The organism is Paenibacillus sp. FSL W8-1187, assembly GCF_037965485.1.
GTDB classification, from domain to species: domain Bacteria; phylum Bacillota; class Bacilli; order Paenibacillales; family Paenibacillaceae; genus Paenibacillus_O; species Paenibacillus_O pasadenensis.
Window position 1 is genome coordinate 1,901,439 of record NZ_CP150181.1, and the last position, 23,051, is coordinate 1,924,489.

General features: G+C 65.5%; 12 protein-coding genes. 9 read left to right on the top strand and 3 right to left on the bottom strand.

Annotated features, from left to right (window positions below):
• Nucleotides 1–83: 83 nt before the first annotated feature.
• Both NYE40_RS08195 and NYE40_RS08200 read right to left on the bottom strand, forming a co-directional pair.
• Entirely contained in the window at nt 84–419 is a 336-nt protein-coding gene (locus NYE40_RS08195) for a hypothetical protein (protein WP_052333077.1), read from the bottom strand.
• 75 nt (nt 420–494) lie between these two features.
• On the bottom strand, nt 495–791 hold the full coding sequence (locus NYE40_RS08200; RefSeq protein ID WP_028598150.1) for a DUF3055 domain-containing protein: 297 nt from the start codon (nt 789–791) through the stop codon (nt 495–497).
• 272 nt (nt 792–1,063) lie between these two features.
• Between NYE40_RS08200 and NYE40_RS08205 the strand changes: the two genes are divergently transcribed.
• The 6 genes from NYE40_RS08205 (at nt 1,064) to NYE40_RS08230 (ending at nt 7,340) form a co-directional block, all read left to right on the top strand.
• Complete coding sequence (locus NYE40_RS08205) at nt 1,064–2,065, top strand: HRDC domain-containing protein (protein WP_028598149.1); 1,002 nt, start codon at nt 1,064–1,066, stop codon at nt 2,063–2,065.
• 163 nt (nt 2,066–2,228) lie between these two features.
• Nucleotides 2,229–2,690, top strand: a complete 462-nt coding sequence (locus tag NYE40_RS08210; protein WP_028598148.1) for a chemotaxis protein CheX — start codon at nt 2,229–2,231, stop codon at nt 2,688–2,690.
• A 192-nt stretch (nt 2,691–2,882) separates the two neighbouring features.
• Nucleotides 2,883–3,662 carry an SDR family oxidoreductase gene (locus tag NYE40_RS08215; protein WP_028598147.1) on the top strand — a complete coding sequence of 260 codons (780 nt, stop codon included), beginning with the start codon at nt 2,883–2,885 and terminating at the stop codon, nt 3,660–3,662.
• Nucleotides 3,663–3,689: 27 nt separating this feature from the next.
• Nucleotides 3,690–5,300 carry a DEAD/DEAH box helicase gene (locus NYE40_RS08220; protein WP_028598146.1) on the top strand — a complete coding sequence of 537 codons (1,611 nt, stop codon included), beginning with the start codon at nt 3,690–3,692 and terminating at the stop codon, nt 5,298–5,300.
• Nucleotides 5,301–5,320: 20 nt separating this feature from the next.
• Nucleotides 5,321–6,097, top strand: coding sequence for an ABC transporter ATP-binding protein (locus NYE40_RS08225; protein ID WP_028598145.1), 777 nt, complete (start codon nt 5,321–5,323; stop codon nt 6,095–6,097).
• Nucleotides 6,081–7,340 carry an ABC transporter permease gene (locus NYE40_RS08230; RefSeq protein WP_028598144.1) on the top strand — a complete coding sequence of 420 codons (1,260 nt, stop codon included), beginning with the start codon at nt 6,081–6,083 and terminating at the stop codon, nt 7,338–7,340. Before NYE40_RS08225 ends, NYE40_RS08230 begins: the two co-directional genes overlap by 17 nt.
• Nucleotides 7,341–7,446: 106 nt before the next feature.
• Here the strand turns inward: NYE40_RS08230 and NYE40_RS08235 are convergent, their stop codons facing one another.
• Entirely contained in the window at nt 7,447–8,754 is a 1,308-nt protein-coding gene (locus tag NYE40_RS08235; protein WP_028598143.1) for an aminotransferase class I/II-fold pyridoxal phosphate-dependent enzyme, read from the bottom strand.
• Nucleotides 8,755–8,954: 200 nt separating this feature from the next.
• Between NYE40_RS08235 and NYE40_RS08240 the strand changes: the two genes are divergently transcribed.
• The 3 genes from NYE40_RS08240 to NYE40_RS08250 all read left to right on the top strand — a co-directional run bounded on the left by NYE40_RS08240 (nt 8,955) and on the right by NYE40_RS08250 (nt 22,912).
• Nucleotides 8,955–9,740, top strand: coding sequence for an AraC family transcriptional regulator (locus tag NYE40_RS08240; RefSeq protein WP_028598142.1), 786 nt, complete (start codon nt 8,955–8,957; stop codon nt 9,738–9,740).
• An 81-nt stretch (nt 9,741–9,821) separates the two neighbouring features.
• The gene (locus NYE40_RS08245; RefSeq protein WP_339279763.1) at nt 9,822–18,260 is read left to right on the top strand and encodes a glucoamylase family protein; all 8,439 of its coding nucleotides are present in this window, start codon (nt 9,822–9,824) and stop codon (nt 18,258–18,260) included.
• 293 nt (nt 18,261–18,553) lie between these two features.
• Nucleotides 18,554–22,912 carry a bifunctional 2',3'-cyclic-nucleotide 2'-phosphodiesterase/3'-nucleotidase gene (locus NYE40_RS08250; RefSeq protein ID WP_339279764.1) on the top strand — a complete coding sequence of 1,453 codons (4,359 nt, stop codon included), beginning with the start codon at nt 18,554–18,556 and terminating at the stop codon, nt 22,910–22,912.
• Nucleotides 22,913–23,051: the final 139 nt, after the last annotated feature.

The following is a 23,051-nucleotide window of genomic DNA, read 5'->3' on the forward strand; positions in this document are numbered from 1 at the left end:
TGCGGCGGCCGAAAGGCATCGTCGCTGCTGTCGATCCGCGAGACGCACGTCCGCCTGTGCGGGCCTATGTCCCGCAGATCGCTTCAAGCCTGCTGCGTGCCGTCCGGCACGGATCCGTTGCCGGCCCCGCTGCGGTCGTCGCCGGGATAATCGCGCTCCTGCTCGCCATGAAGGCGGCGGTTCTCGTAGCCGAAGCGATTGGGCTGGCGCTGCTCCGGCCGCCATTCGCTCTCCTTGACCGGAGCTTCCGGATGAAGCGACGCGCCGTAGGGGCCCTCGGGGAATTCCTCGAAGGTCAGATCGTTGCGGCTGGACTCCACGGTCGATAGATCCGTGTATTTCTCGCGGCGGGATTCCTCCGTCGCCGCGTCGGTGTCGGGACGGCCGACGAACCGTCCGTCCTCGGGCTGGTCTGGCATGCTGCGGCTGCCTCCTTAGGTGGCACAGGCTTGAAAAGCCTGTGCCCGGATGGGTGCCGTAGTAGCTTTTCCCGCTCAGTCGGTAAAATTCACTTCGCCTACGACGAGCGACAGAAACGCGCCGAGCTCGGACGCCTCCTCCTCGGTGAGCTTGAACACATGCTCGAGATAGCCTTCCTCCTCCAGGTCGTCCTGGCCGATGATGGCGGTGCGGCCCCCTTGCAGATCGGTGACGAGCTTTTTGCCGTAAAAGCGGTTGGTCGTCAGGATGGCCAGGTCGAACCGCTTGAGTCCAGGCGTGATCAGCGTAATGAAGCGAGTCGACGTCTCCTCTGTGGAGTCCGACATGAAATCGTAGTCTTTGAGCTGCATGATGCGTTCCTCCCCTTGCGCCCGGCAGAGCCGCCCGAAGAGCGGCGTCCGGCGCTGATGGAGCTAGTATAGCACGGGAAGGGGCCGCCCGGCCTCGCCGGACCGGCGGAAAAAGCGATTGCCGAATCCGGCCCCGCTATGATAGGATGGATTTACCAGATAAGGATTGACCGGGAGGAAGCACCTCTCTTGCTTGCAGACGCGAGCGGGAGAGGTGCTTTTTTTGCGTTCTCCAGCCCTTATCGGCCTATTCTACGGAGGTGCGAGCCATCATGCAGATCGTATTTTTGAACTCATTCGAAAAACCGCTTGGAGATGGAAGGCTGGACACGGCGCAGCTGACCATCTGCGAGCAGCAAGGAACGTGGTCGGTCATCTGGAACGGCAGCCGGCACGGCAGCTCGGAGACGACCGATCTCTGGTACGAGGGCGCCAGCTGGGAAGAAATGATGAACGCGTTCCGCCACGGCGTGGCGGTGCGCATGGGCGAGGGCTTCTCGCCGCTCGTGGACGGCATGCTCGACGAGCGTCCGTCGGCGCGGGGCGGCACGGTCAGCCTCCTGCAATGCTACGGCGAGCTCCATGCCGACGCCGCGCTGTACGAGGAGCTGCGGGACTGGCGGCGGCTGCGGGCGACATCCGACCGCAAGTCGGCGTATCTCGTGGCGACGAACCGGACGCTGCTCATGATCGCGGCATTCGTGCCGCGGACCGAGGAGGAGCTGGCGGCGATTCCCGGCTGGGGGCCGGGCAAGGGCGCCTCGTACTCCGCCGAGGTGCTGGCTTTGACGGAGAAGGCGGCGCAGCCGCGTCCGTTTCCGCTCGACTGGGTCGAGGAGGCGCTCGATTCCAAGGCGTACGTGCAGTGGCTGTACAAGCAAAAGGAGCACAAATACAAAAGCCGCCTCGATCGCCAGCAGTCGAGCCGGCTGATTCTCGAGGGCATCCGCGCGGACAAGTCGCTCGAGGAGCTGCAGGCCGACACGGGCTTGCCCCGGCGGGAGCTGATGGAGCGCCTCGAGCAGCTCGACCAGGAGGGCTACGACCTCGAGCCGCTCATCGCGCGCGAGCTTGAGGGAGTGCCGTCGGAGGAGCTGGCGCGCATCCGGCAGGCGCTTGCGCAGGAGGGGGACAAGTACCTCAAGCCGATCCTGCATAAGGTATACGGAGCCGAGCCGGCGCCCGGCATGAAGATTGAGCTCGTCTACGATCGGCTGCGGCTCGTCCGGATGCGCTGCAAGCGCGAGAATGCGGCCGGGCGGAGCGTCGGATGACCTGGAAGGCATATTCAAAATGAGACCTTCCATAGGGTTGACAACATAGGACAATAGTCGCGGATATGCAAGAATTGGTATACTTGTCCTAGGATCTTTAGTATAATGGCTCCTATATACTCAAGCAGAAGATACTTGACGGATAAGGGGCGTATCGACGCGGATGAAAGCTGAATTTATCAATCCTTTCCTGGAATCTGCGGTCATGGTGTTGGAGCAGGTCGTCCAGATCAAGCCGCAGACGGGGCCGGTCGGTCTCAAGGAGCTGCGAGGTCAATCGGATTTCATTTGGATTCAGATTCAGCTGTTCGGCCAGGTGAGCGGAGATATCGTCTTCGGCATGAGCGAGGTGTCCGCGCTCAAGATCGTGTCTGCGATGATGGGCGGATTCCAGATCTCGTCGCTTGACGACATGGGCAGGAGCGCGATTTCCGAGCTCAGCAACATGATCAGCGGCAACGCGAGCACGAAGCTGTCCAGCCAGGGCGTGCATGTCGACATCACGCCGCCCGCGCTGCTCCAGGGCTCCCAGCTCCAGCTGCTGGAGTCGCGCAAGGCGCTGACCGTGCCCGTCTTCCTGGACGGCATCGGACAGATGGACATTCAAGTGCTGCTGGCGTCCTAGCGCTGCAAAAGCTCCCCCCGGGGAGCTTTTTTTCATGGATGGATGCCTAAAGGAGAGGCGGATCGCTCCTGACCGTCCGAGCTTTCTCGGAACGAGGCTCGCCTCGCCGCCGGAGGACGGCCGTTTCCGGTTCGTCCGGCGCGAGCGGTCTTTTGCCAACTGTCCGCGGATGCAGTACACTTGGGGCAGGTGATGACCATGGGAAAAAACAAGATTGTCGTGCTGACCGGAGCGTCCAGCGGCATCGGAGCGCTGACGGCGGGCCACCTGGTCCGCGCGGGAGCGATGCCGGTGCTCTGCGGCCGCAACGAGGAGCGGCTGCGGCAAGCGGCCGCCGCCGCCGGAGGGCGCTGCGCGACGCGCGTGCTCGACGTGACGGACGACCGTTCGGTCGAGGAGACGTTCCGGTCCGTGCTCGCGGAGTTCGGACGGATCGACGTGCTGATCAACAATGCCGGCTTCGGCTTGTTCAAGCGGTTCGACGAGACGCCGCTCGAGGAATTCCGGTCCATGATGGAGACAAACTATATGGGCATCGTGCGCTGCACGCAGGCTGCGCTGCCCGCGATGAAGGCGCAAGGCTCCGGACATGTGATCAATGTCGCCTCGATCGCCGGCAAGCTGGCTACGGCCAAGTCGAGCGGCTATTCCGCCAGCAAGCATGCCGTGCTTGGCCTGACGAACGCGCTGCGCCAGGAGCTGGCGGGCAGCGGCATCGCCGTGTCGGCGGTCAATCCGGGGCCGATCGACACGCCGTTTTTCGAGCAGGCGGATCCGGATGGCGCCTATGTGCGCAACATCGGCTGGATCATGATGAAGCCGGACCGGGTCGCCCGCCGCATCGCGGGCCTGGTCGAGCGTCCGCGCGACGAGCTGGACCTGCCGTGGCTGCTTGCCGCAGGCACCCGCCTGTACCAGCTGTTCCCGGGAATCGCAAGCCGCATCGCCGGACCGATGCTGAACAAAAAATAGCGTCCTACCTGAAGGAGTACGAACGAAATGACCTATGAAAGCTGGAGTCGCCTCGGCCTGTCCGAGGCGGCTTTCGAACGGTTTGAAGCAAACGGGATCGGGGAGCCGACCCCGATCCAGCAGCAGGCGATCCCGCCGCTGCTCGCGGGCAAGGACCTGTCGGCAGGCTCGCAGACGGGCACCGGCAAGACGCTCGCGTACCTGCTCCCGCTGCTGCAGCGCATCGACGCGAGCAGCAAGGCGATCCAGGCGATCATCCTGTCGCCGACGCAGGAGCTGGCGATGCAGATCGTGCGCGTCGCCCAGGAGTACGGCGAGCCGCTCGGCATCCGCACCCAGCAGCTGATCGGCGGGGCGGCGGTGAAGCGTCAGCTCGAGAAGCTGAAGCTGAATCCGCAGCTGGTCGTCGGCACGCCGGGCCGCATCAACGAGCTGGTCAAGGGGAAAAAGCTCAAGCTGACGCAGGCGTCCATGGTCGTCGTCGACGAGGCGGACCAGGTGTTCGCGCTCGGCTCGACGGGCGAGGTGGAGACGATCCTGTGGGCGACGCCGAAAAGCCGTCAGCTGTCCTTCTTCAGCGCGACGCATCCCGACGTCATGAAGACGCTGGAGAAGCGGTGGATGAAGGAGCCGCTGCGCATCGACATCGAGCCGGAGCAGCGCGTGTCGGAGACGATCTCCCACTATTATGTCGTCTGCGACTGGCGCGACAAGACCGATACCGCTCGCCGCCTGCTGCGGCTGCTGGAGCCGGAGTCCGCGCTGGTGTTCATCAACAATACCGATCTGATCGCGAACTATGAGGCCAAGCTGGCGTTCGAGGGCTTCGACGTGGAATCGATCTACGGCGATGCCGACAAGCAGAAGCGCGCCGCTACGCTCGCCCGCTTCCGCGAGGGCCGGACGAAGCTGCTGCTCGCTACCGATGTCGCCGCGCGCGGCCTCGATATCCCCGGCCTCCCGCTCGTCGTCAATCTGGAGCCGCCTGCGGACGCCGACCAGTACGTGCATCGCTCGGGCCGCACGGGCCGGATGGGCCGCGAGGGCGTCGTGCTGACGCTGGCCGCGCCGAACGAGACGTACCTGATCGAGAAGTACGAGCGCAAGCTGGGCATCAAGCTTCAGGAAAAGACGCTGTACAAAGGCAAGCTGTGGGACCCGCACGAAGTTCCGCGCAGCCGGAGCGGCGGGGCGCCTGCGCGCGCCAAAGGCGCCGGCTCGGCGTCGGCAGCGGCGCCGGAGCGCCGTGCCGGCGCATCGGTTGCCGGCGGCGCCAGCGAGACGGACACGCGGAAAGCGGCTCCGGCGAGGAAGGCCGCCGAGACGCCGCCTGCCGCGCCTGCCCGGCAAGATGCGGGGCGCGGCCCGGCGGCCGGCGCGGCTCGGCCGGCGGGGGACGGAGCTGCCAGGCTGTCCCGCGCCGTCCCGCCATCCAGCTTCGCCAAGCCGGCTAGCAAGGTGCAGCCGTCCAGCTTCGTCAAGCCGACCTTGCCCGCCAAGCCGGCCGGCGCGGCCAAAGCGGCCAGCGCCTCCAAGCCGGCGAAGTCCAAGGCTCGGACCGCGAAGGCGGACAAGAACAAAGGCGCTCCGAAATGGCTGAAAGCCAAGCGCGGACAAGACGAAGCGCCGAAGAGCTGAAAAAAGGGAGGCGGCGCTCGATGAGCGAGTTCCAGGCTGGGGCGGAGGTGCTCCAGGTGAAAGGGCTGACCGGCGGCTACAGCCCGCGCCGTCCGGTGCTGCATGAGCTGGACTTTACGGTCCGCGCAGGGGAGATGATGGGCCTGATCGGACTGAACGGCGCGGGCAAGAGCACGACGGTCAAGCATCTGCTCGGCCTGATGGCCCCGCATCGCGGAGAAGTCAAGATCGGCGGGACGACGCTGGAGGCGGATCCGGAGCGCTACCGCGGCTCCTACGCCTATGTGCCGGAGGCGCCGGTGCTGTTCGAGGAGCTGACCGTGGAGGAGCATCTGCGGCTGACCGCGATGGCGTACGGCCTCGACGAGAAGCGGTACGCCGAGCGGCGCGACCGGCTGCTGGAGGAGTTCCGCATGGGGCCGAAGCGCGGAGCGCGCGCGGCCCATCTGTCCAAGGGCATGAAGCAGAAGGTGATGCTCATGAACGCGCTGCTGGCCCAGCCGGCACTGTACATCATCGACGAGCCGTTCCTCGGCCTGGATCCGCTCGGCATCCGCTCGCTGCTCGACCGTCTGACGGAGGAGCGCGCCAAAGGCGCCGCGATCCTCATGAGCACGCATATCCTGTCGACGGTAGAGACGTACTGCGACCGCTTCATGCTGCTGCATGGAGGCCGCATCCGGGAGATGGGCACGATGGACGAGGTGCGGATGTCGCGAGGGGCGGAAGGAGATACCCTTGAAGAGATCTTCTACCGCGTCGTGGAGGAGAGTGACGCCGATGGACGCGGGGCTTGACCGCGAATGGCGCCGGCGGGCGCTGGCGTTTTACAAGGACTGCCTGCCGTATCTCGGCGACATGGCCCGCAGCGGCTTGCCGCTGGCGCTGTTCGCGCTGATTATCGTCGGCTCGGCTTCCTATGCCGGCCTGCTTGAGCGCATTCCCGCGGATTTCCCCGCCGCCGCGCTCGGCACGCTGCTGCTGACGCCGGCGCTGTACTGGAATCCGATGCGCACTTGGCTGCAGCCGGCCGATGTCGTTTTTCTCCTGCCTCGCGAGGCAGCGATGAAAGGCTATTTGAGGCGCTCCTGGCTGCATACGCTGCCCGGCGGACTCGTGCTCGCTGCCGCCGTCCTGCTCCTTTATTGGCCGATCCGCGCCCGTGTGCCGGCAGACGAGCTGACGAATTGGACGCCGGAGCTGCTGCCGGCGCTGGCGGCAGTGCTGGCGCTCAAGGCGCTGGCGGCGGCGGCCGCCTGGCGAGAGCGGCAGATCGCCTGGAGCGCGAGCCGGACTGCGCTCAAGCTGCTGCGGCTGGCGATCACCGTCTGGCTGCTCTACGTCTGGCTGGAGGAGCACGCATTGACGGCGGCGTTCGTATCCGCGCCGGCGGCGCTGCTGTGGTGGGCCGCTTCGCGCTTGCCGAAGCGGATCGCGCTGCCGTGGGAGCGGCTGATCGAGGAGGAGCGGCGGACGGAGAGCCGCTATATCCGCTTTTTCGGCTGGTTCACCGAGGTGCCGTCGCTGCAGCCGAGCGTGCGCTCGCGTCCGTGGCTGTCGTGGATCGCGTCCAGGGTCCCGCTGCGCAAGCGCAGCACCTACACCTACCTGTACAGCCTGAGCATCGCCCGCACCGAGCTGGGCGGCATGCTGCTGCGGATGACGCTGCTCGGCATGCTTTGCTGCTATTGGCTCGGCGAAAGCGGCTGGCTGGACGGCTGGGCGGCCGCGGCTTGCGCGCTGCTGTTCCTGCTGATCGCAGGCTTGCAGTCGGCGGCGCTGACAGGGTGGCATCGCCATGTCGTCTGGCGGCATGTGTATCCGCTGCCGGAGAGCGGCCGGCTGCGCTCGGCGGCGGCAGTCGACCGCGGCGCGCTGACGGTCGTGGCGGCGCTGCTCTGGCTGGCCGCCGGCGTGCCGCTGCTCGCGGCCGGCCTCGTTGCCGCGCCGGCCGCCGCGGCCTTGCTGGCAGCCGTGTACGTGCTGCTTCGTCCCCGGCGGCTGCTCAAGCGGCAGCAGCGCGAGGACGAGGAGGATTGAACGAAAAAAAGGCTGTTCCCGAGCGACTCGGGGACAGCCTTTTTTTGCCTTGCCTGCCTGCTCGCTCGAGCGGCGTCGCATCGAGGCCGACGCCGCCCGGCTCCGATCAGGTCGTGATGCCTTGACGGATGTCCTGGACAGCCTGATGGATCGCGTCGAACAGATCCTCCAGGTTCGCTTCTTCAGTGCAGGAGAACGCGACGCGCAGATCCGTATCGCCGAGCGCGATCGTGCCGATCTCGTAGGCGTTCAGCAGGCGCTGGCGCACCGCTTCGGCGCTGACGTCCTCGAGCCGCAGGCACATGAAGTACCCCGAGTTGAACGGATAGTAGCTCCACGCGCCGTCGTAGCGGCCGCTGTCGAGCAGCTGCTTGACGCGGCTCGCGCGGCTTTTCATGATGGCGTACTTCTCGGCCTTCTGGGCTTCGAAGTCGGGATGCCGCAGCGCATGCAGGATGAACGTCTGCGACGGATGCGGCCCGCTGGAGATGGTGGAGCGGATGATGCCGAGCGTCTTTTGCTCCAGGGCGGCCAGCACGTCGGCGGAGTCGGAGGCGTACGTGATGAAGCCGACGCGGAAGCCCCAGACGTACTCTTCCTTGGTCGCGCCGTCGATCTTGACCGGCAGGATGCGCTCATGGAGCCCCGCCAGGCGGCCGAACAGCGACTCGTGCACGGATTCTTCGAAGAAGAGCCCGAAGTAGGCGTCGTCGGTGACGGCGACGATGCGGATGCCGGCTTCCGCCGCGGCCAGAAGCGCCGCCACGATCGCTTCGCACTCGTCGCGGTCCGGCGTGTAGCCGGTCGGATTGTTCGGGAAGTTGAGGATGACGATCGCCTTGCCCTTGTCCCGCCGGGCGAGCAGCGCTTCGCGCAGGCCGTCGGCGTTGAAGCGGCCGTCCGCGGCGTACAGCGGATATTCGACGATCTCGGCGCCGCGGCGCACGCCGAAGGTCAGCTCGTAGTTCTCCCAGTTCTTGTCCGGGATGACGACGGCGTCGCCGGCGTCCGCGAACAGGTCCGCGACGATGCTCAGGCCGTGCGTCAGCGCGTTCGTCGCGATCGGGCTGCCGAACGAGCGGCCCTGGAGCGAGGGATTCTCCACGATCATCTTCTCGCGCCAGGCGGAGCGCAGCTCGGGCTTGCCCGCAGGCGGAGCGTATTCGTAAAGATCCTTCGGATCATAGGCGGACAGCGTGTCTTGAATCAGCTTCAGATGCATCGGGACGCCGTTCTCCGTGGCGATGCCGATCGTGGCGTTGAACTTCCGGGCCTTGGTCTTGGCCTCGGCGGACTGGCTCAGGATGCCCTCCTTCGGGAAATACAGCTGCCGTCCAAGTCCGGACAGCATGGCGTACACATGGGCGTTGCCTTTTTCCAGCGCGGCGTTCAACTGCTGGGCAAGTGGATTCATGATTCCTCTTCCGTCCTTCCAGGGTCGATGTGTCCGGGCCGCGTCGGCGCAGTCCCGGCAGGCATTGGCGTTCGGGTGTCATTATACCATTTTATGACCTTGCCGGGGAGGGACAAAAAGCATTCTTTCTGCTTCTTGCCGGAGGTCGCTCCAGTAAGGTATGATGACGAAAAACGTACCGTGAAACCGGGGAGGTCTACATGCTGCACGTACCGCCCTCATCGTTCGTCCTGCTTCCATCCTTCGCCAAGATCGTCTGCGAGCCGAATTGGAAATGGCCCCGCCGGGACAAGCCGATGGCAAACTACGACCTGTTCTATGTCTGGAGCGGGGAAGGAGAGCTGCTGCTGAACAACGAGCCTTATCCGCTCGAGGCCGGCAGCTGCTTCCTGTTCCGCCCCGGCGACTATACGAGCGCGGTCCACAACCCGCAAAAGCCGCTCGTCCTGACCTACATCCACTTCGATGTCGAGGGCGACCCCGGCGAGGTGCCCGCCCGTCACCGCGTCCTCGAAGATACGGTGGAATTCGAATACCTCCTCTCGCGCTACGTGCGCCTGTTCCTCGTCCAGCTGTTCGCCGCCGAGGAGGAGGCGAGGCTCCTCCTCAAGCAGCTGATGATCCATCTGCTGCGGGACGACCGCCAGGCTCCGGTGGAGCGCAAGGCGAGCAACCAGCTGACGGAGGCGATCCAGGAGATCGCCAACTACATCCGTCAAAATCCCGGCATCTCCCATCGCGTCGAGGATCTGGCGGGCCGCGCGGGCCTTTCGCCGAGGTATTTCAGCATCAAGTTCAAGGAGATCATCGGGATCCCCGTCCAGACGTACATGATCCGCACCCGCATCGAGCGGGCGCAGCATCTGCTCATGCACGGCGGCATGAACGTGACCGAGGTGGCCGACGCGCTCGGCTACCGCGACATCTTTTTTTTCAGCCGCCAATTCAAGCAGTACACGGGCAAAAGTCCGTCCGAGATCCGGTAGCCGCCGGATCTTTTTTTTATAAAATCGTCCCCCCTTGGGAATATTTAGTTGAAGTACACTTCAGGCTACCCAGGGGGAATCATGACGACTATGGATTTGATCATCAAGGCGGCCCGGGAGCTTGCCTTGACCCACGATACGGCGAGGGGGCGCTCGCCCGTCCGCCAGCGCAAAGCGCTCGGCCGGCAGCTGGCCTCGATGACCGGCTTCGCGGACCGGCTCCGCCAGAGCGGCGAGGACGGCTGCGTCCAGCCTGCCGCGGAATGGCTGCTGGACCATGCCGAATTCATCCAGGAGCAAGGCTATCATGCCGAGCAGGAGCTGCGGCAGGGCGGATTGAGCCGGCTGCCCTGGATCCGGCGCTCGGGCCATACGCGCGCCGAGGCGGTCTGCGACGGTTATCTGGACGCCGTCTCGGGCCAGTACGATTCCGCGACCTTCCGGACTTATCTCGATGCCTACCAGGAAGTATCCGTGCTGTCGCTCGCCGAGACGTGGGCGCTGCCCCTGGCGCTGCGCTGCTGCCTGTTCCGCCGCCTCTCGGAAGTATTCCGCGAGGTCGGGCAGAGGCATGACGCCTGCATGGCGTCCGAGCGCATCCTGCGCGCCGCCATCTCCGCCAAGGGCCGTCCGGACGCGCTGAGCCTGACCGAGGCGCTCGACCGCGCCGGACGCGACATTGCGCTTTCGGGAGCGGTCGTCGCTCATCTCGTCGCCCGACTGCGGGAGTGGGCGGATGACTCCGAGGAGGTGCGGCGTTGGCTGCTGCTGCGGCTCGACAACGGCAGCGAGAGCCTCGCCCGGCTGAACGCTTACGAGACGCGCCTGCAGGCATCCTATCAGATGCAGGCGGGCCGTCTCATCGGCAGCCTGCGGGCTGCCGAGCGAACGCCTTGGGAGCGGCTGCTCGAGGAGCTGAGCGTGACCGAGCGCGTGCTGCGCGGCGAAGCGAGCGGCATGTATCCGCGCCTCGACGCCGAGAGCCGCGCGACGCTGCGCGGCGCGGCGTCGCGCCTGGCGGCGCGGCTCGGCCTGCCGGAGAAGCTCGTCGCCGAGCATGCCGTGCGGCTGGCGGCCGAGGCGCTGGCGGCAGCGGCCGGCCCGCTGCCGGAGGCTGTGCCGGCGCAGCAGGCGCGCGGACGGACGGGCGGCCGCGACGCCGATGCGGCGAAGGCGACCGGCGAGAGCTTCTTGGCGGATGCGGCGGCGCGAGAGTCGTCCGCTGCAGGACGGCCTATCGCCGCGACCGCAGCGCTTGCTCCGCAAGACGATCCGGCGGCAGGATTGCCGCCGCGCGCGGCGTACGCGGCCTACTACTTGCTCGAGCCCGAGGGCCGGCATCGGCTGCGCGTCGAGATCTGCAGCTCCGTCCGCTCACGGCGTTTGCCGGAGACGGGCCTGCTGCGCCGCCGCAGCGCGGTCTATTTGACGCTGCTGGCCGGCTCGTTCGCCCTCTGCGCCGCGGCGCTGCTGCTGCTCGTCCGCGGGGCATCCGTCCAGGCATGGACGGCATGGATGTGGCTGGGGGCGGCGCTGCTGCTCCTGCTGCCGGCCTCGGAATGGGCGGTCGCGCTGCTGCACGGCGCGATCGGCCGGACGATGCCGACGCGTCCGCTGCTGCGCTACGATTATGCGGACGGGGTAGCGGAGGACGCTTCCACGCTGATCGTCATTCCGGTCATTTGGTCGACGGAGGAGGAAGTGCGCCAGCTCGCCCGCAGGCTGGAGCTCCATTATCTCGCCAATCGCGACGGCCGCTTCCACTTCGCGCTGCTCGGCGACTTCGCCGATGCGCCGAAGGAGCATGCGAGCGGCGACGCCGAGCTGGTCGAGCTCGCTGCCGGGGAGATCCGCCGGCTGAACCGCAAGTACGGCGAGGACGGCACGACGTTCCACCTGCTGCAGCGGCGGCGCGTCTGGAACGAGGCGGAGGGCGTCTGGATGGGGTGGGAGCGCAAGCGCGGCAAAGTCGTCGAGCTCGCCCGGCTGCTCGCCGGAGACGAAGGCACGACATTCACGCATCGCGAATCCGACGCCTCCGTCTACGCCCGCATCGCTTACGTCATCACGCTCGACGCGGACACGCAGCTGCCGTTCGGCAGCGCCCAGCGCATGGTCGGCACGATGCATCTGCCGTACAACGCGCCGCGCCTGAACGCGGCCGGCACCCGCGTCAAGGAAGGCTATGCGGTGCTGCAGCCGCGAATCGCGATCAGCAGCGACAGCGCCTCGTCCTCGCGCCTCGCCGCGCTCTGGGCCGGCACGCCGGGCATCGACCCGTACGCCTTCGCGGTGTCGGATCCGTATCAGGACGGCGTCGGCGAAGGCATCTTCACGGGCAAAGGCATCTTCCATGCCGGACTGTTCCGCCGCCTGCTGAGCGAGCGCATCCCCGACAATACGGTGCTCAGCCACGATCTGCTCGAAGGGGGCTTCCTGCGGGGCGGGCTGCTGTCCGACATCGAGCTCGTAGACAGCCATCCGGCGAGCCTGCGCGCGTGGCAGCTGCGCCTGCACCGCTGGGTGCGCGGCGACTGGCAGCTGCTCTGCTGGCTGAAGCGCCAGGTGCGCGACTGCGCGGGCACGCCGCGGCCGGTCGATCTCGGGCCGATCACGCGCTGGCAGATCGTCGACAACCTGCGCCGCAGCCTCATGCCGCCGGCCCTGTATATGATCGCGCTGCTCGCGCCTTTGCTGCCGGCGGGCTCCCGCGCCGCGCTGCTGGCGGCCGCCCTGCTGACGGCGCTGCTGCCGTTGCTGCAGGCGCTCGCCGCGCCGGCGTACGTGCTGCGCCATCCGGGCCGGCTCGGCGCCTCGCTGCTGCAGTCGCTGCTGCTGCTGATCCTGCTGCCGTATCAGACGGCGCTCATGGCCGATGCGATCGCGCGCACGCTGTATCGGACCGGCATCAGCCGCCGGAGGCTGCTCGAGTGGAAAAGCGCCGCCGACATCGAGCGCGCGTCCGACCGCCGGCTGCTGGCGTTCCGTGCTTCCGGCACGGCGCTGGCGCTGCTCGTGCCTGCCGCGGCATGGCTATCCGGAGCGCCGTCCGGCCTGCTCGCGCTGAGCGCGATCCTGGCTGTCGCCTGGCTGGCCGCGCCGCTTGCCGCTACGTGGCTGAACGGCCGTCCGTCCGTTTCGGAGCCGCGCCTGCAAGCGGAGGAGCGGCAGGAGCTGCGCGCGCTCGCCGCCTCGATCTGGAGCTATTATGCCGACTTCGCCGGCGAACAGGATCATTGGCTGCCGCCGGACAACGTGCAGCTCGAGCCTGACCGCGGGGTCGCGCATCGCACGTCGCCGACGAACATCGGGCTCATGCTCGCCTGCACGGTGACGGCGCGCGACTTCGGCTTCATCGCCAGCTCCGAGATGATCGAGCGGATGAGCCGCACGATGGATACGCTCGAGCGGATGGAGCGATGGCACGGGCATCTGTTCAACTGGTACGATACGACGACGCTGCAGCCTCTCCATCCGCGGTACGTGTCCACGGTCGACTCCGGCAACCTCGTCGCCTATCTGATCGCGGCCAAGGCCGGCGTGGAGGAATACGCCGCCCGCGAGAGCGGTCCCTGGACGGACGAAGCGGCCCGACTGGCGATGCGGCTCGACGCCTACGCGCGCGAGACGGACTTCCGGCCGCTCTACAACAGCGAGGCGCAGCTGCTCGCGCTCGGCTACCATGCCGATCAGGATCGGCGAGACGACATCCTGTACGACCTGCTCGCCTCGGAAGCGCGGCAGGCGAGCTTCCTCGCGATCGCGCAAGGCCAGCTGCCCGCGTCGCATTGGTTCCGCCTCGGCCGCTCGCTGACGGTGATCGGCCGGCGGCCGGCGCTGCTCAGCTGGTCGGGCACGATGTTCGAGTACCTGATGCCGGCGCTGCTCATGCGCACGTATCGCGGCTCCCTCTGGGACAGCACGTACCGGGCCGTCGTCCAGCGGCAAAAGGACTATGCCCGGTCGAAGGACGTGCCGTACGGCATTTCCGAATCGGGCTACTACGGATTCGACTACGACATGAACTATCAGTACCGCGCGTTCGGCGTGCCGGGCCTCGGCTTCCAGCGCGGGCTGGACAAGGAGCTCGTGCTCGCCCCGTATGCGGCAGTCATGGCGCTGCCATGGGACCCGGCCGAGGGCATGGACAACCTGGAGCGCTTCGAGCGGATGGGCGCGAGGGGCAAATACGGCTTTTACGAGGCCGTCGACCTGCAGCCGTCGCGGCTGCCGGACGGGACCGGCCATCGAGTCGTAAAAAGCTTCATGGCGCATCATCAGGGCATGAGCCTGATGACGCTCGGCAATCTGCTGCTCGACGTCTCGATGGTCGACCGCTTCCATGCCGATCCGCGCGTCCAGGCGGCGGAGCTGCTGCTGCAGGAGCGGCTGCCGGACCGGGCGACGGTCATCGCTCCGCAGGCGCTGCGCTCGGGCGCGTCCCGCACGGCTCCGGCCGAGGACGGCCGAGGCACGCGCATGTTCGAGCATCCGGTGACCGCGGTGCCGGAAGCCTGCGTGCTGTCCAACGGCACGTTCACGTCCTTCGTGACGGCCGACGGCACGGGCCAGCTGCGCAGCGAGGGCCTGTCCTTCACGCGCTGGCGGGAGGACGCGGTGGTGCCGGCGTACGGGCCGGCCGTCTACATCCGCGATCTGAGCGGGGGGCTGTTCTGGTCGCCCAGCTTTTATCCCGTCGGCAGCGAGGGCAGCGGCGCGAGCGCGCGCTTCCGGCTTGACCGCGCCGAGTTCCGGCGCAGCGAGGGCGGCGTCAGCTGCGAGATGGCGATCGTCGTCGCGCCGGAGCATGCGGCGGAGATCCGGACGCTGACGCTGGAGAATGAAAGCCGCGAAACGCGTCTTCTCGAGGTGACCACTTATGTGGAGCTCGCGCTTGCGCCGCCCTCCGTCGACGATGCGCATCCGGCGTTCAGCAAGCTGTTCGTGCAGACGTCCCGGGACGAGGCGAGCGGCGCGCTGCTCGCCTGGCGGAGGCCGCGCTCGCAGGAGGAGAAGCCGCTGTGGGCGGTGCACATGCTTCATGCCGGACCCGAAGCGGTCGGACCGGCGGAATACGAGACGGACCGCGCGAAGTTCATCGGCCGCGGCCACTCGCTTGCCGCTCCGCGCTGCGCGGACGAGAAGCTCGAAGGCTCGACCGGAGCGGTGCTCGATCCAGCGTTCGTCATGCGCCGCAAGCTGCGTCTCGAGCCTGGCGCGCGGACGGTGCTGACCGCGGTGAGCGGCCTGGCCGCCTCGCGCGGCGAAGCGCTGCAGCTCGTGCGCGAGCTGCTCGCGCCCGGCAAGCGGGAAGCCGCGTTCGAGCTCGCTTGGACGCTTAGCGCCATCGCGCTGCGGCAGCATCGGCTGGACGAGGCCGAGGCTGCGGCGATGCAGATGCTGGCCGGACGGGTCCTGTACGCTCCGCCGCAAGCCAAGGAGCGCGCCGAAGCGATCCGCCGCAACCGCCTCGGTCAGCCGGGACTGTGGCCGCTCGGCCTGTCCGGCGATTTGCCGATCGTGCTGCTGCGCATCGAGGACGCCGCGGACATGCCGTTCGCGACGAGGCTGGTGAACGGCCACGGCTACCTGCGCCGGCTCGGCCTCGCGTTCGACCTCGTGCTGCTGAACGAAAGCGGCGAGGGCTACCAGCAGGCGCTGCAGGACGCCTTGCTGCTGGCGGTCCAATCGGCGGTGTCCTATCCGCCGTATGCGGTCGGAGGAGGCTTGTACCCGATCGCCTCGTCGAGGCTGACGGAGGAGCAGGCGCGGCTGCTGGAGACGGCGGCGCGCGTCACGCTGCGGGCGGACGGACCGAGCCTCGGCGCGCAGCTGCGGGTCGTTCTTCCGGAAGCGGATCGAAATAGTTATTCGAATCGCGACCTTTTAATGGAAGGAATAGAACGAGAACGCATTCCCGAATCGGAGCGTGACGTCGTCGGCTTGCCGCCGGACTCGTTCGCGCTGCAGCTAGTCGACTGGGACGAAGCCGCGCTGGAGACGCGCAAGCGGACGGGCATCTCGGCGCTGCCGCTCGAGCCGGAGGAGGAGCTGCTGTTCTTCAACGGCTGGGGCGGATTCCGCCCGGACGGGGGGAACTACGTCATCCGGCTGCAGCCGGGCCAGCCGCTGCCGGTGCCTTGGAGCAACGTCATCGCGAATCCGCGCTTCGGCACGCTCGTCACGGAGCGGGGCACGGGCTACAGCTGGTTCAGCAACAGCCGCGAGTTCAAGCTCAGTCCGTGGTCCAACGACCCTGTCGTCGATCCGGCCGGCGAGCTGATCTACGTCCGCGACGAGGAGAGCGGCAAGTTCTGGACCGCGTCTCCTGCTCCGGGCGAGGCGCGCGAGTTCCGCATCGAGCATGGACGCGGGTTCACGCGGCTGCTGACCCGCATGGAAGGGCTGACGCAGGAGGCGAGCGTCGCCGTGCATCCGCAGGATCCGGTCAAAGTGACCGAGCTGCGGCTGCGCAACGACTCCGGCCGGCCGCGCCGGCTGTCGGCGACCGCCTATTGCGCCTGGGTGCTCGGCGTCAGCACGGGCGGCGTCCAGGCGATCGCCACGGAGTGGGACGCGGAGGCGGAGGCGCTGCTGGCCCGCAACGCTTACCAGGAGACGTTCCGCGATGCCGAGGCGTTCCTGCTGGTGACGGCGGACGGCGCGGGGGATGGCGGCATGCCGGCGGACTATACGGATGACCGCAGGGAATTCATCGGCCGCGGGCACGGGCCGTATTGTCCGGCGGGAATGGGCCGGGCCGCCCTCGGCGGGCGCGCGGGAGCGGCGGCGGACAGCTGCGGCGTCGTGCGGAGGGAGCTTGTGCTCGCTCCGGGCGAGGAACGGCGGATGTACGTCGTGCTCGGCGCGGGCGGAACGCGGGAAGAGGCGCTCGGCCTCGCTCGCAAATATGCATCGCCCGAAGCCTGCGAGGCCGTGCTGCCCGCCTCGGAGGCGCACTGGCGGGAGCTGCTCGGCGGCATCGAGGTGGAGACGCCGGACAAGGAGATGGACTTGCTGCTGAACGGCTGGCTGCTGTACCAGGCGCTGAGCTGCCGCGTCTGGGCCCGCACCGCCTTTTTCCAGGCGGGCGGCGCGTACGGCTTCCGCGACCAGCTGCAGGACTCGCTCTCGCTGCTCCATGCGCGGCCCGACCTGACGCGCCGGCAGCTGCTGCTCAACGCCTCGCATCAGTACCTGGAGGGGGACGTGCAGCACTGGTGGCATGAGGAGACGCACAAGGGCATCCGCACCAAGTACACCGACGATCTGCTCTGGCTGCCGTACGCGTCGGCGCGCTACGCCGTTTTCACCGACGACTGGGACGTCTTCGGGGAACGAGCCCCTTATCTGACGAGCGAGCCGCTCTCCGAGGAGGAGCATGAGCGCTACGAGGCGACCGTGCTTTCCGGCGAGGAGGGCACGCTTTACGAGCACTGCGTGCGCGCGATCGAGAAGGGGCTGACCGCCGGCCGCCACGGCATTCCGCTGATGGGCATCGGCGACTGGAACGACGGCATGAACTCGATCGGCGACGAGGGCAGGGGCGAGAGTGTGTGGCTCGGATGGTTCCTGTGCGTCGTGCTGGAAAAGTTCGCTCCGGTCTGCCTGCGGATGGGCGACGAGGTCCGCGCGGCCCATTACCGCAAGGAGCGCGAGCGGATCATGGCGGCGATCAACGAGCATGCGTGGGACGGGGAATGGTACCGCCGCGCCTGCACCGACGAAGGCGTCTGGATCGGCACGAACGAAGCGCGGGAATGCAGGATCGACGCCATCGCCCAGTCCTGGTCCGTCATCTCCGGAGGCGCGCCTCCGGAGCGGGCGCGCAAGGCGATGGGATCGTTCGACCGGGAGCTCGTCGACCGCGGCCTCATGCTGGCGCGGCTGCTGACGCCGGCGTTCGACAAGACCGAGCCGACGCCCGGATATATCCAAGGCTATCCACCGGGACTGCGCGAGAACGGCGCCCAGTATACGCACGGCGTCATCTGGAGCATCGTCGCGTGGAGCGCGCTCGGCGAGGGCGGCAAGGCGGCGGAGCTGTTCCGCCTGCTCAATCCGGTCAGCCACGCCAAGTCTCCCGGCGACGTGCGCCGCTACGGCGGCGAGCCTTACGTCATGGCGGCGGACGTCTACACGACCGACACCTACGGCGGCAAAGCGGGCTGGACGTGGTACACCGGCGCTTCGGGCTGGATGTACCAGGCTGGGCTGGAGTGGATTCTCGGGCTCAGCCGCGAGGGGCGCGAGCTGATCGTGCGTCCGCGCATTCCGGCGGAGTGGCCTTCCTATGCGATCCGCTACCGCATCGGAACGTCCCGGCTGGACATCCGCGTGCTCAATCCGCATCGCCTGAACGCCTCGGAGGCGGTCGTCGTCATGAACGGCGGGCAGCCGTCCGAAGCGTCCGCGGAGGCGCGGATTCCGCTTCCGGATGATGGCGGCCATCACCGCATCACCCTGGTGCTGGAGCGTCGCGTGACGGAATCTGACATCGACTCGATGCATAAATATTGAACATCGGTTCAAGGGGGAATGAACAACCTTGCAACGCCTTCAGGCGCTGCAGGGTTGTTTTTTCTTGATATGGCGCGTTTCGATTGCCATGCGAAAAGGAAAACGATCTTTTCGGTATACAAAAAAAGCGATGTATAAGGATGGATTTTTATTCATATTCGTCATTTTTCTTTGACTAGTGATATTTTTCTTTACATAACCTCAACGAATATTTTATGATTTCTATGATTTTCGATTTTCCTCTGTTGGTATAATGTCGAGGCAAGAAACAAAAAGGGAGGACTCATCACTTTATGAGATGGAAGCCGAAATGGAACAAACCGACCGCTTCCGTGCTGGCGGCATCCGTGCTGTCCGCGCAGGTTCTTGGCGGAGCCGTGCTGTTCACGGGAACGGCGGAGGCGGCTGCTGACGCGACGATCGATCTTCGCGTCTTGAGCACGACGGACATTCATACGAACGTCTACGGCTGGGATTATTTCAAAAACGCCGCTTCGATCACGGTCGGCCTGGACCGCGCCGCGACGCTGATCAATGAGAACCGCAATGGAAATACGCTGCTCGTGGACAATGGAGACTTGATCCAAGGCACGCCGCTCGGCACCTATATGGCCAAGCATTCGGACTTGAAGACGAATCCTCAGGCCATCCATCCGATGATGGCGGTCATGAACTATCTCAAGTACGATGCGGCTACGTTCGGCAACCATGAGTTTAACTACGGCCTCGACTTCCTCGACCGCACGGTAGCGGAAGGCGTCTACAAGAATCTCCCGGGCGCAGCCTTCCCTTACGTCAATGCCAACATCTACAAAGTTGACGGCGACAACGACAAATCCAACGATGAAAATGCCTTCGAGCCTTATGTCATCCTGGAAAAGAAAGTGAAAGACTCCAACAACAATGAGCAGACGATCAAGGTCGGCCTGATCGGCCTCGTCACGCCGCAGATCATGGAGTGGGACAAGGTCAACCTCGAAGGCAAGGTCTATACGGAAGACATCAGCACGACGGCGGCGAAATTCGCTCCGATCGTACGCGCGGCAGGCGCGGATGTCGTCATCGCCCTGGCGCATACGGGCTTCGACGCGACAGCTCCGGAAGGCGCAGGCGAAGAGAACGCGGTCAATGCCCTGACGAAAGTTCCCGGCATCGACGCCGTCACGTTCTCTCACTCCCATAAAGTATTCCCGGCGGCGACGGAAGCGGCGCTCGACGCCAGCTTCAAGGATCCGAGCACGAGCAAGCCTTTCAACACGGCTGCGGTTAAGGTTGACAACGTCAACGGCCATATCAACGGCACGCCGGCCGTGCAAGCCGGCTACGGCGGCAACAACATCGGCCTGATCGACCTCAAAGTCGTGCAAAGCGGCGGCAAATGGGTCGTCGACAAAGCGGCTTCCAAGACCTCGACGAAGTCGATCTTCAAAACGGTCGACAAGGTGAACTCCTCGACTGTTGCTCCTGACCTTCAGGTACAACAGCTCGCAGCGGCCGCCCACAACGCGACCATCGCCTACACAGGCGCGAAGCTCGGCACGACAAGCGCCGCGATGAACAGCTTCTTCGCGATGGTGCAGGACGATCCGACGGTCCAGGCCGTGACGGACGCTCAAAAATGGTACGTCCAGAACTACCTGACCGTGAACGACTCCGTCTACAAGGATCTGCCGATCCTGAGCGTCGGCGCGCCGTTCAAGGCGGGACGCAACGGTCCGGATGAATATACGGACATCGCTGCCGGCGATCTGACGATCCGCAGCGCGAGCGACCTGTATCTGTACGACAACACGCTCAAGGCGATCAAGGTCAAAGGCTCGGTCGTCAAGGAATGGCTGGAGATGAGCGCAGGCGCGTTCAACACGATCAGCCCCCGCAAGACGACGGCCCAGTCGCTGCTGAACCCGGCCTTCGCCGTGTACAACTTCGACGTCATCGACGGCGTGAACTACAAGTACGACGTCACCAAGCCGGCCAAGTACGACCCGAACGGCAAGCCGCTCAACCCGGGCTCCAGCCGCGTCACTGAACTGACGTACAACGGCCAGCCGCTTGACCCGAACCAGGACTTCATCGTCGTCACGAACAATTACCGCGCAAGCGGCGGCGGCAACTTCCCTGGCGTCAAAGGCGCTCAGCTGATCGTCGACTCCCAGGACGAGAACCGCCAGGTGCTGATGGACTATATCGTCGAAAAAGGAACGATCAATCCGACGGCAGACGGCAACTGGTCGCTGCAGCCGATCGAGGGCAACGTCAATGTGACGTTCACTTCGACGCCTAAAGCGGCAACTGCCCTGAGCCAGGGCATTACCTACACGGAAACGAACAATGACAAAGGCTTCGGCATCTTCAAGCTGGAGAAGCTGAAGAAGCCGTTCGTGCAGGCGACTTCCGACGTGGAGGTCCACCTGCTCGGCATCAATGACCTGCACGGCCAGCTGGATACCGAATCTCTGGTCAGCAGCAAGCCTGCGGGCACGGCCGCCATCCTGGCGACCTACCTCAAGGAAGCCCGCGCGAAATACGCGGCGGAAGGCAAGCCGACGATCCTGTTCCATAACGGCGACTCCGTCGGCGCATCGGCTCCAGTATCGTCGCTGGAGCGCGACAAGCCGACGCTGGAATGGCTGAACATGATGCAATTCGACATCGGCTCTCTGGGCAACCATGAGTTCGACCAAGGCGTCGACGCTCTGAAGGCGCAGCTGTATGGCGGCCAAGATCCGAAGAATAAAAATGTCGTGCATGGCGGCGTCGACTTCGACTACGTCAACGGCAACGTCATCGTCACGGAAACGGGCAAGACGCTTATCGAGCCTTACGTCGTGAAAGAAGTCGGCGGCGTCAAGATCGGCTTCATCGGCCTCGTTACGAAGTCCACGCCGAACAAGGTCGCTCCGTCCGGAACGGAAGGCGTGCGCTTCATGGAAGCATCCGAGGAAGTAAAAGCGGTCAACGCCTATGCCAAAGCGCTGCAAGACCAAGGCGTACAGACGATCGTCGTGCTGGCGCATGATCCGGCCAAAACGACCTTTGTGGACGGAAAGGCGACCGTGACGGTCGGAGAAGCCGTCGATCTGGCGAAGGCGCTGCCGGCCGACTCCCCGATCGACGTCATCGTCGCCGGCGACGACCATGCTCTCGCCAATCAGGAAGTCAACGGCAAGCTGATCGTCCAAGCTTATTCCTACGGTACGGCGTACGAAGACATCAAGCTCGTCATCGATGCCAAGACGGGCGATGTCAAAGAAAAATCCGCTGTCGTCTCGACAACGTTCCACGCCGGCAAGACGCCGGATGCGGATACGGTCGCGCTCGTCAATAAATACCTGGATCTGCATCCGGAGCTGACCAAGCCGGTCGGCACGACGGACGGCTCCATCGTCCGTACGGACGCGTACAACAATGAAGCGCCGCTGGGCAACCTGATCGCAGACGCCATGCGCCACGCCGACTTCGGCGACGGCAAGAGCGCAGCGGACTTCGCCTTCATGAATCCGGGCGGCATCCGCGCCGACCTGCCGAAAGGCGACGTGAAGTTCGGCGACCTGGCGAAAGTCCAGCCATTCGGCAATACGCTCGTCAAGCTGACGCTTACGGGCGCTCAAGTGAAGAAGCTGCTGGAGCAGCAATGGGGTACGAACCAGGACGGCTCCGCCAATACGAAGACGCTGCAGATTTCCGGCCTCAAGTATACGGCTCTGATGTACAAGCCTGTCGCCGAGCGAGTCGATAGCCTGACTCTGACGGACGGCACGCCGATCGAGGACGGCAAGGAATATACGGCTGTCGTCAACAACTTCATGGCTGCCGGCGGCGACAACTACAAAGTGCTGACCGAAGCCAAATCGTCTGTACCGGGTCCAATCGACCTGGACGAGTTCTACAACTATATCGTGAAGACATTCAAAGGCGGCCAAATCACCGCCAAGATCGAAGGACGCATCACGAACGTGAAGGAAGCGACTTCGACGCCGACGCCATGGAATCCGTCCGCGACGCCGACGCCTACGGCAAGCCCGTCCGCTTCTCCAAGCGTGACGCCGGCTCCGAGCGCGACGCCGGCACCATCGGCTACGCCTGCACCTAGCGCGGCTCCTGAGTTCGGCGATATCGCCAAGTACACTTGGGCTGTCGCTGCGATCCAGAAGCTGGCTGCTCTGGGCATCATCAACGGCATGGGCGACGGCAAGTTCGCTCCAGCCGAAGAAGTGACGCGCGCTCAGTTCATCGCGATGATCGCACGCGCTCTGCAGCTTGACCTGACCTCCTCCTCGACGTCCTTCAACGACGTCAAGTCAGATGCATGGTACGGCAGCTACATCGCCGCAGCCGTCCAGGCCGGCCTCGTTCAAGGCAGCGGCAACGGCAAGTTCGAGCCGAACCGCGACATTACCCGCGAGGAGATGGCGATCATGGTCGCCAATGCCCTCAAGTATGCGGGCAAGGAGCAGCCGGTCGACAAGGACGCTCTGTCCGCATTCAAAGACAAGGCGAAAATCGGCTCCTACGCTCAGAACGCTGTCGCTCAGCTGGTTAAATCCGGCATCCTGAACGGCATGGGCGATGGAACCTTCGCGCCGAAAGGCATGGCGACCCGCGCTCAAGCGGCCGTCATCCTCGACCGCGTGCTGGGTCAAGTCTCCTAATCGAGCTTCATTCCGCAACACAGAAAGCTCCGTCCCCCTTCGGGTGGGACGGAGCTTTTTTTGTCTGCTGTCCGGCGAGCTGGTCCAGTCCAGGGAGCGCGACTCGCCCGCATTCCGGAAAAGCAGCGGAGGCGGAGGC

Bases quoted from the DNA above. Each gene is read 5' to 3' on its own strand.
- NYE40_RS08225 (WP_028598145.1), top strand. From the start codon at position 5,321: ATGAGCGAGTTCCAGGCTGGGGCGGAGGTGCTCCAGGTGAAAGGGCTG.
- NYE40_RS08230 (WP_028598144.1), top strand. From the start codon at position 6,081: ATGGACGCGGGGCTTGACCGCGAATGGCGCCGGCGGGCGCTGGCGTTT.
- NYE40_RS08245 (WP_339279763.1), top strand. From the start codon at position 9,822: ATGACGACTATGGATTTGATCATCAAGGCGGCCCGGGAGCTTGCCTTG.
- NYE40_RS08195 (WP_052333077.1), bottom strand. From the start codon at position 419: ATGCCAGACCAGCCCGAGGACGGACGGTTCGTCGGCCGTCCCGACACC.
- NYE40_RS08205 (WP_028598149.1), top strand. From the start codon at position 1,064: ATGCAGATCGTATTTTTGAACTCATTCGAAAAACCGCTTGGAGATGGA.
- NYE40_RS08200 (WP_028598150.1), bottom strand. From the start codon at position 791: ATGCAGCTCAAAGACTACGATTTCATGTCGGACTCCACAGAGGAGACG.
- NYE40_RS08235 (WP_028598143.1), bottom strand. From the start codon at position 8,754: ATGAATCCACTTGCCCAGCAGTTGAACGCCGCGCTGGAAAAAGGCAAC.
- NYE40_RS08210 (WP_028598148.1), top strand. From the start codon at position 2,229: ATGAAAGCTGAATTTATCAATCCTTTCCTGGAATCTGCGGTCATGGTG.
- NYE40_RS08240 (WP_028598142.1), top strand. From the start codon at position 8,955: ATGCTGCACGTACCGCCCTCATCGTTCGTCCTGCTTCCATCCTTCGCC.
- NYE40_RS08250 (WP_339279764.1), top strand. From the start codon at position 18,554: ATGAGATGGAAGCCGAAATGGAACAAACCGACCGCTTCCGTGCTGGCG.
- NYE40_RS08215 (WP_028598147.1), top strand. From the start codon at position 2,883: ATGACCATGGGAAAAAACAAGATTGTCGTGCTGACCGGAGCGTCCAGC.
- NYE40_RS08220 (WP_028598146.1), top strand. From the start codon at position 3,690: ATGACCTATGAAAGCTGGAGTCGCCTCGGCCTGTCCGAGGCGGCTTTC.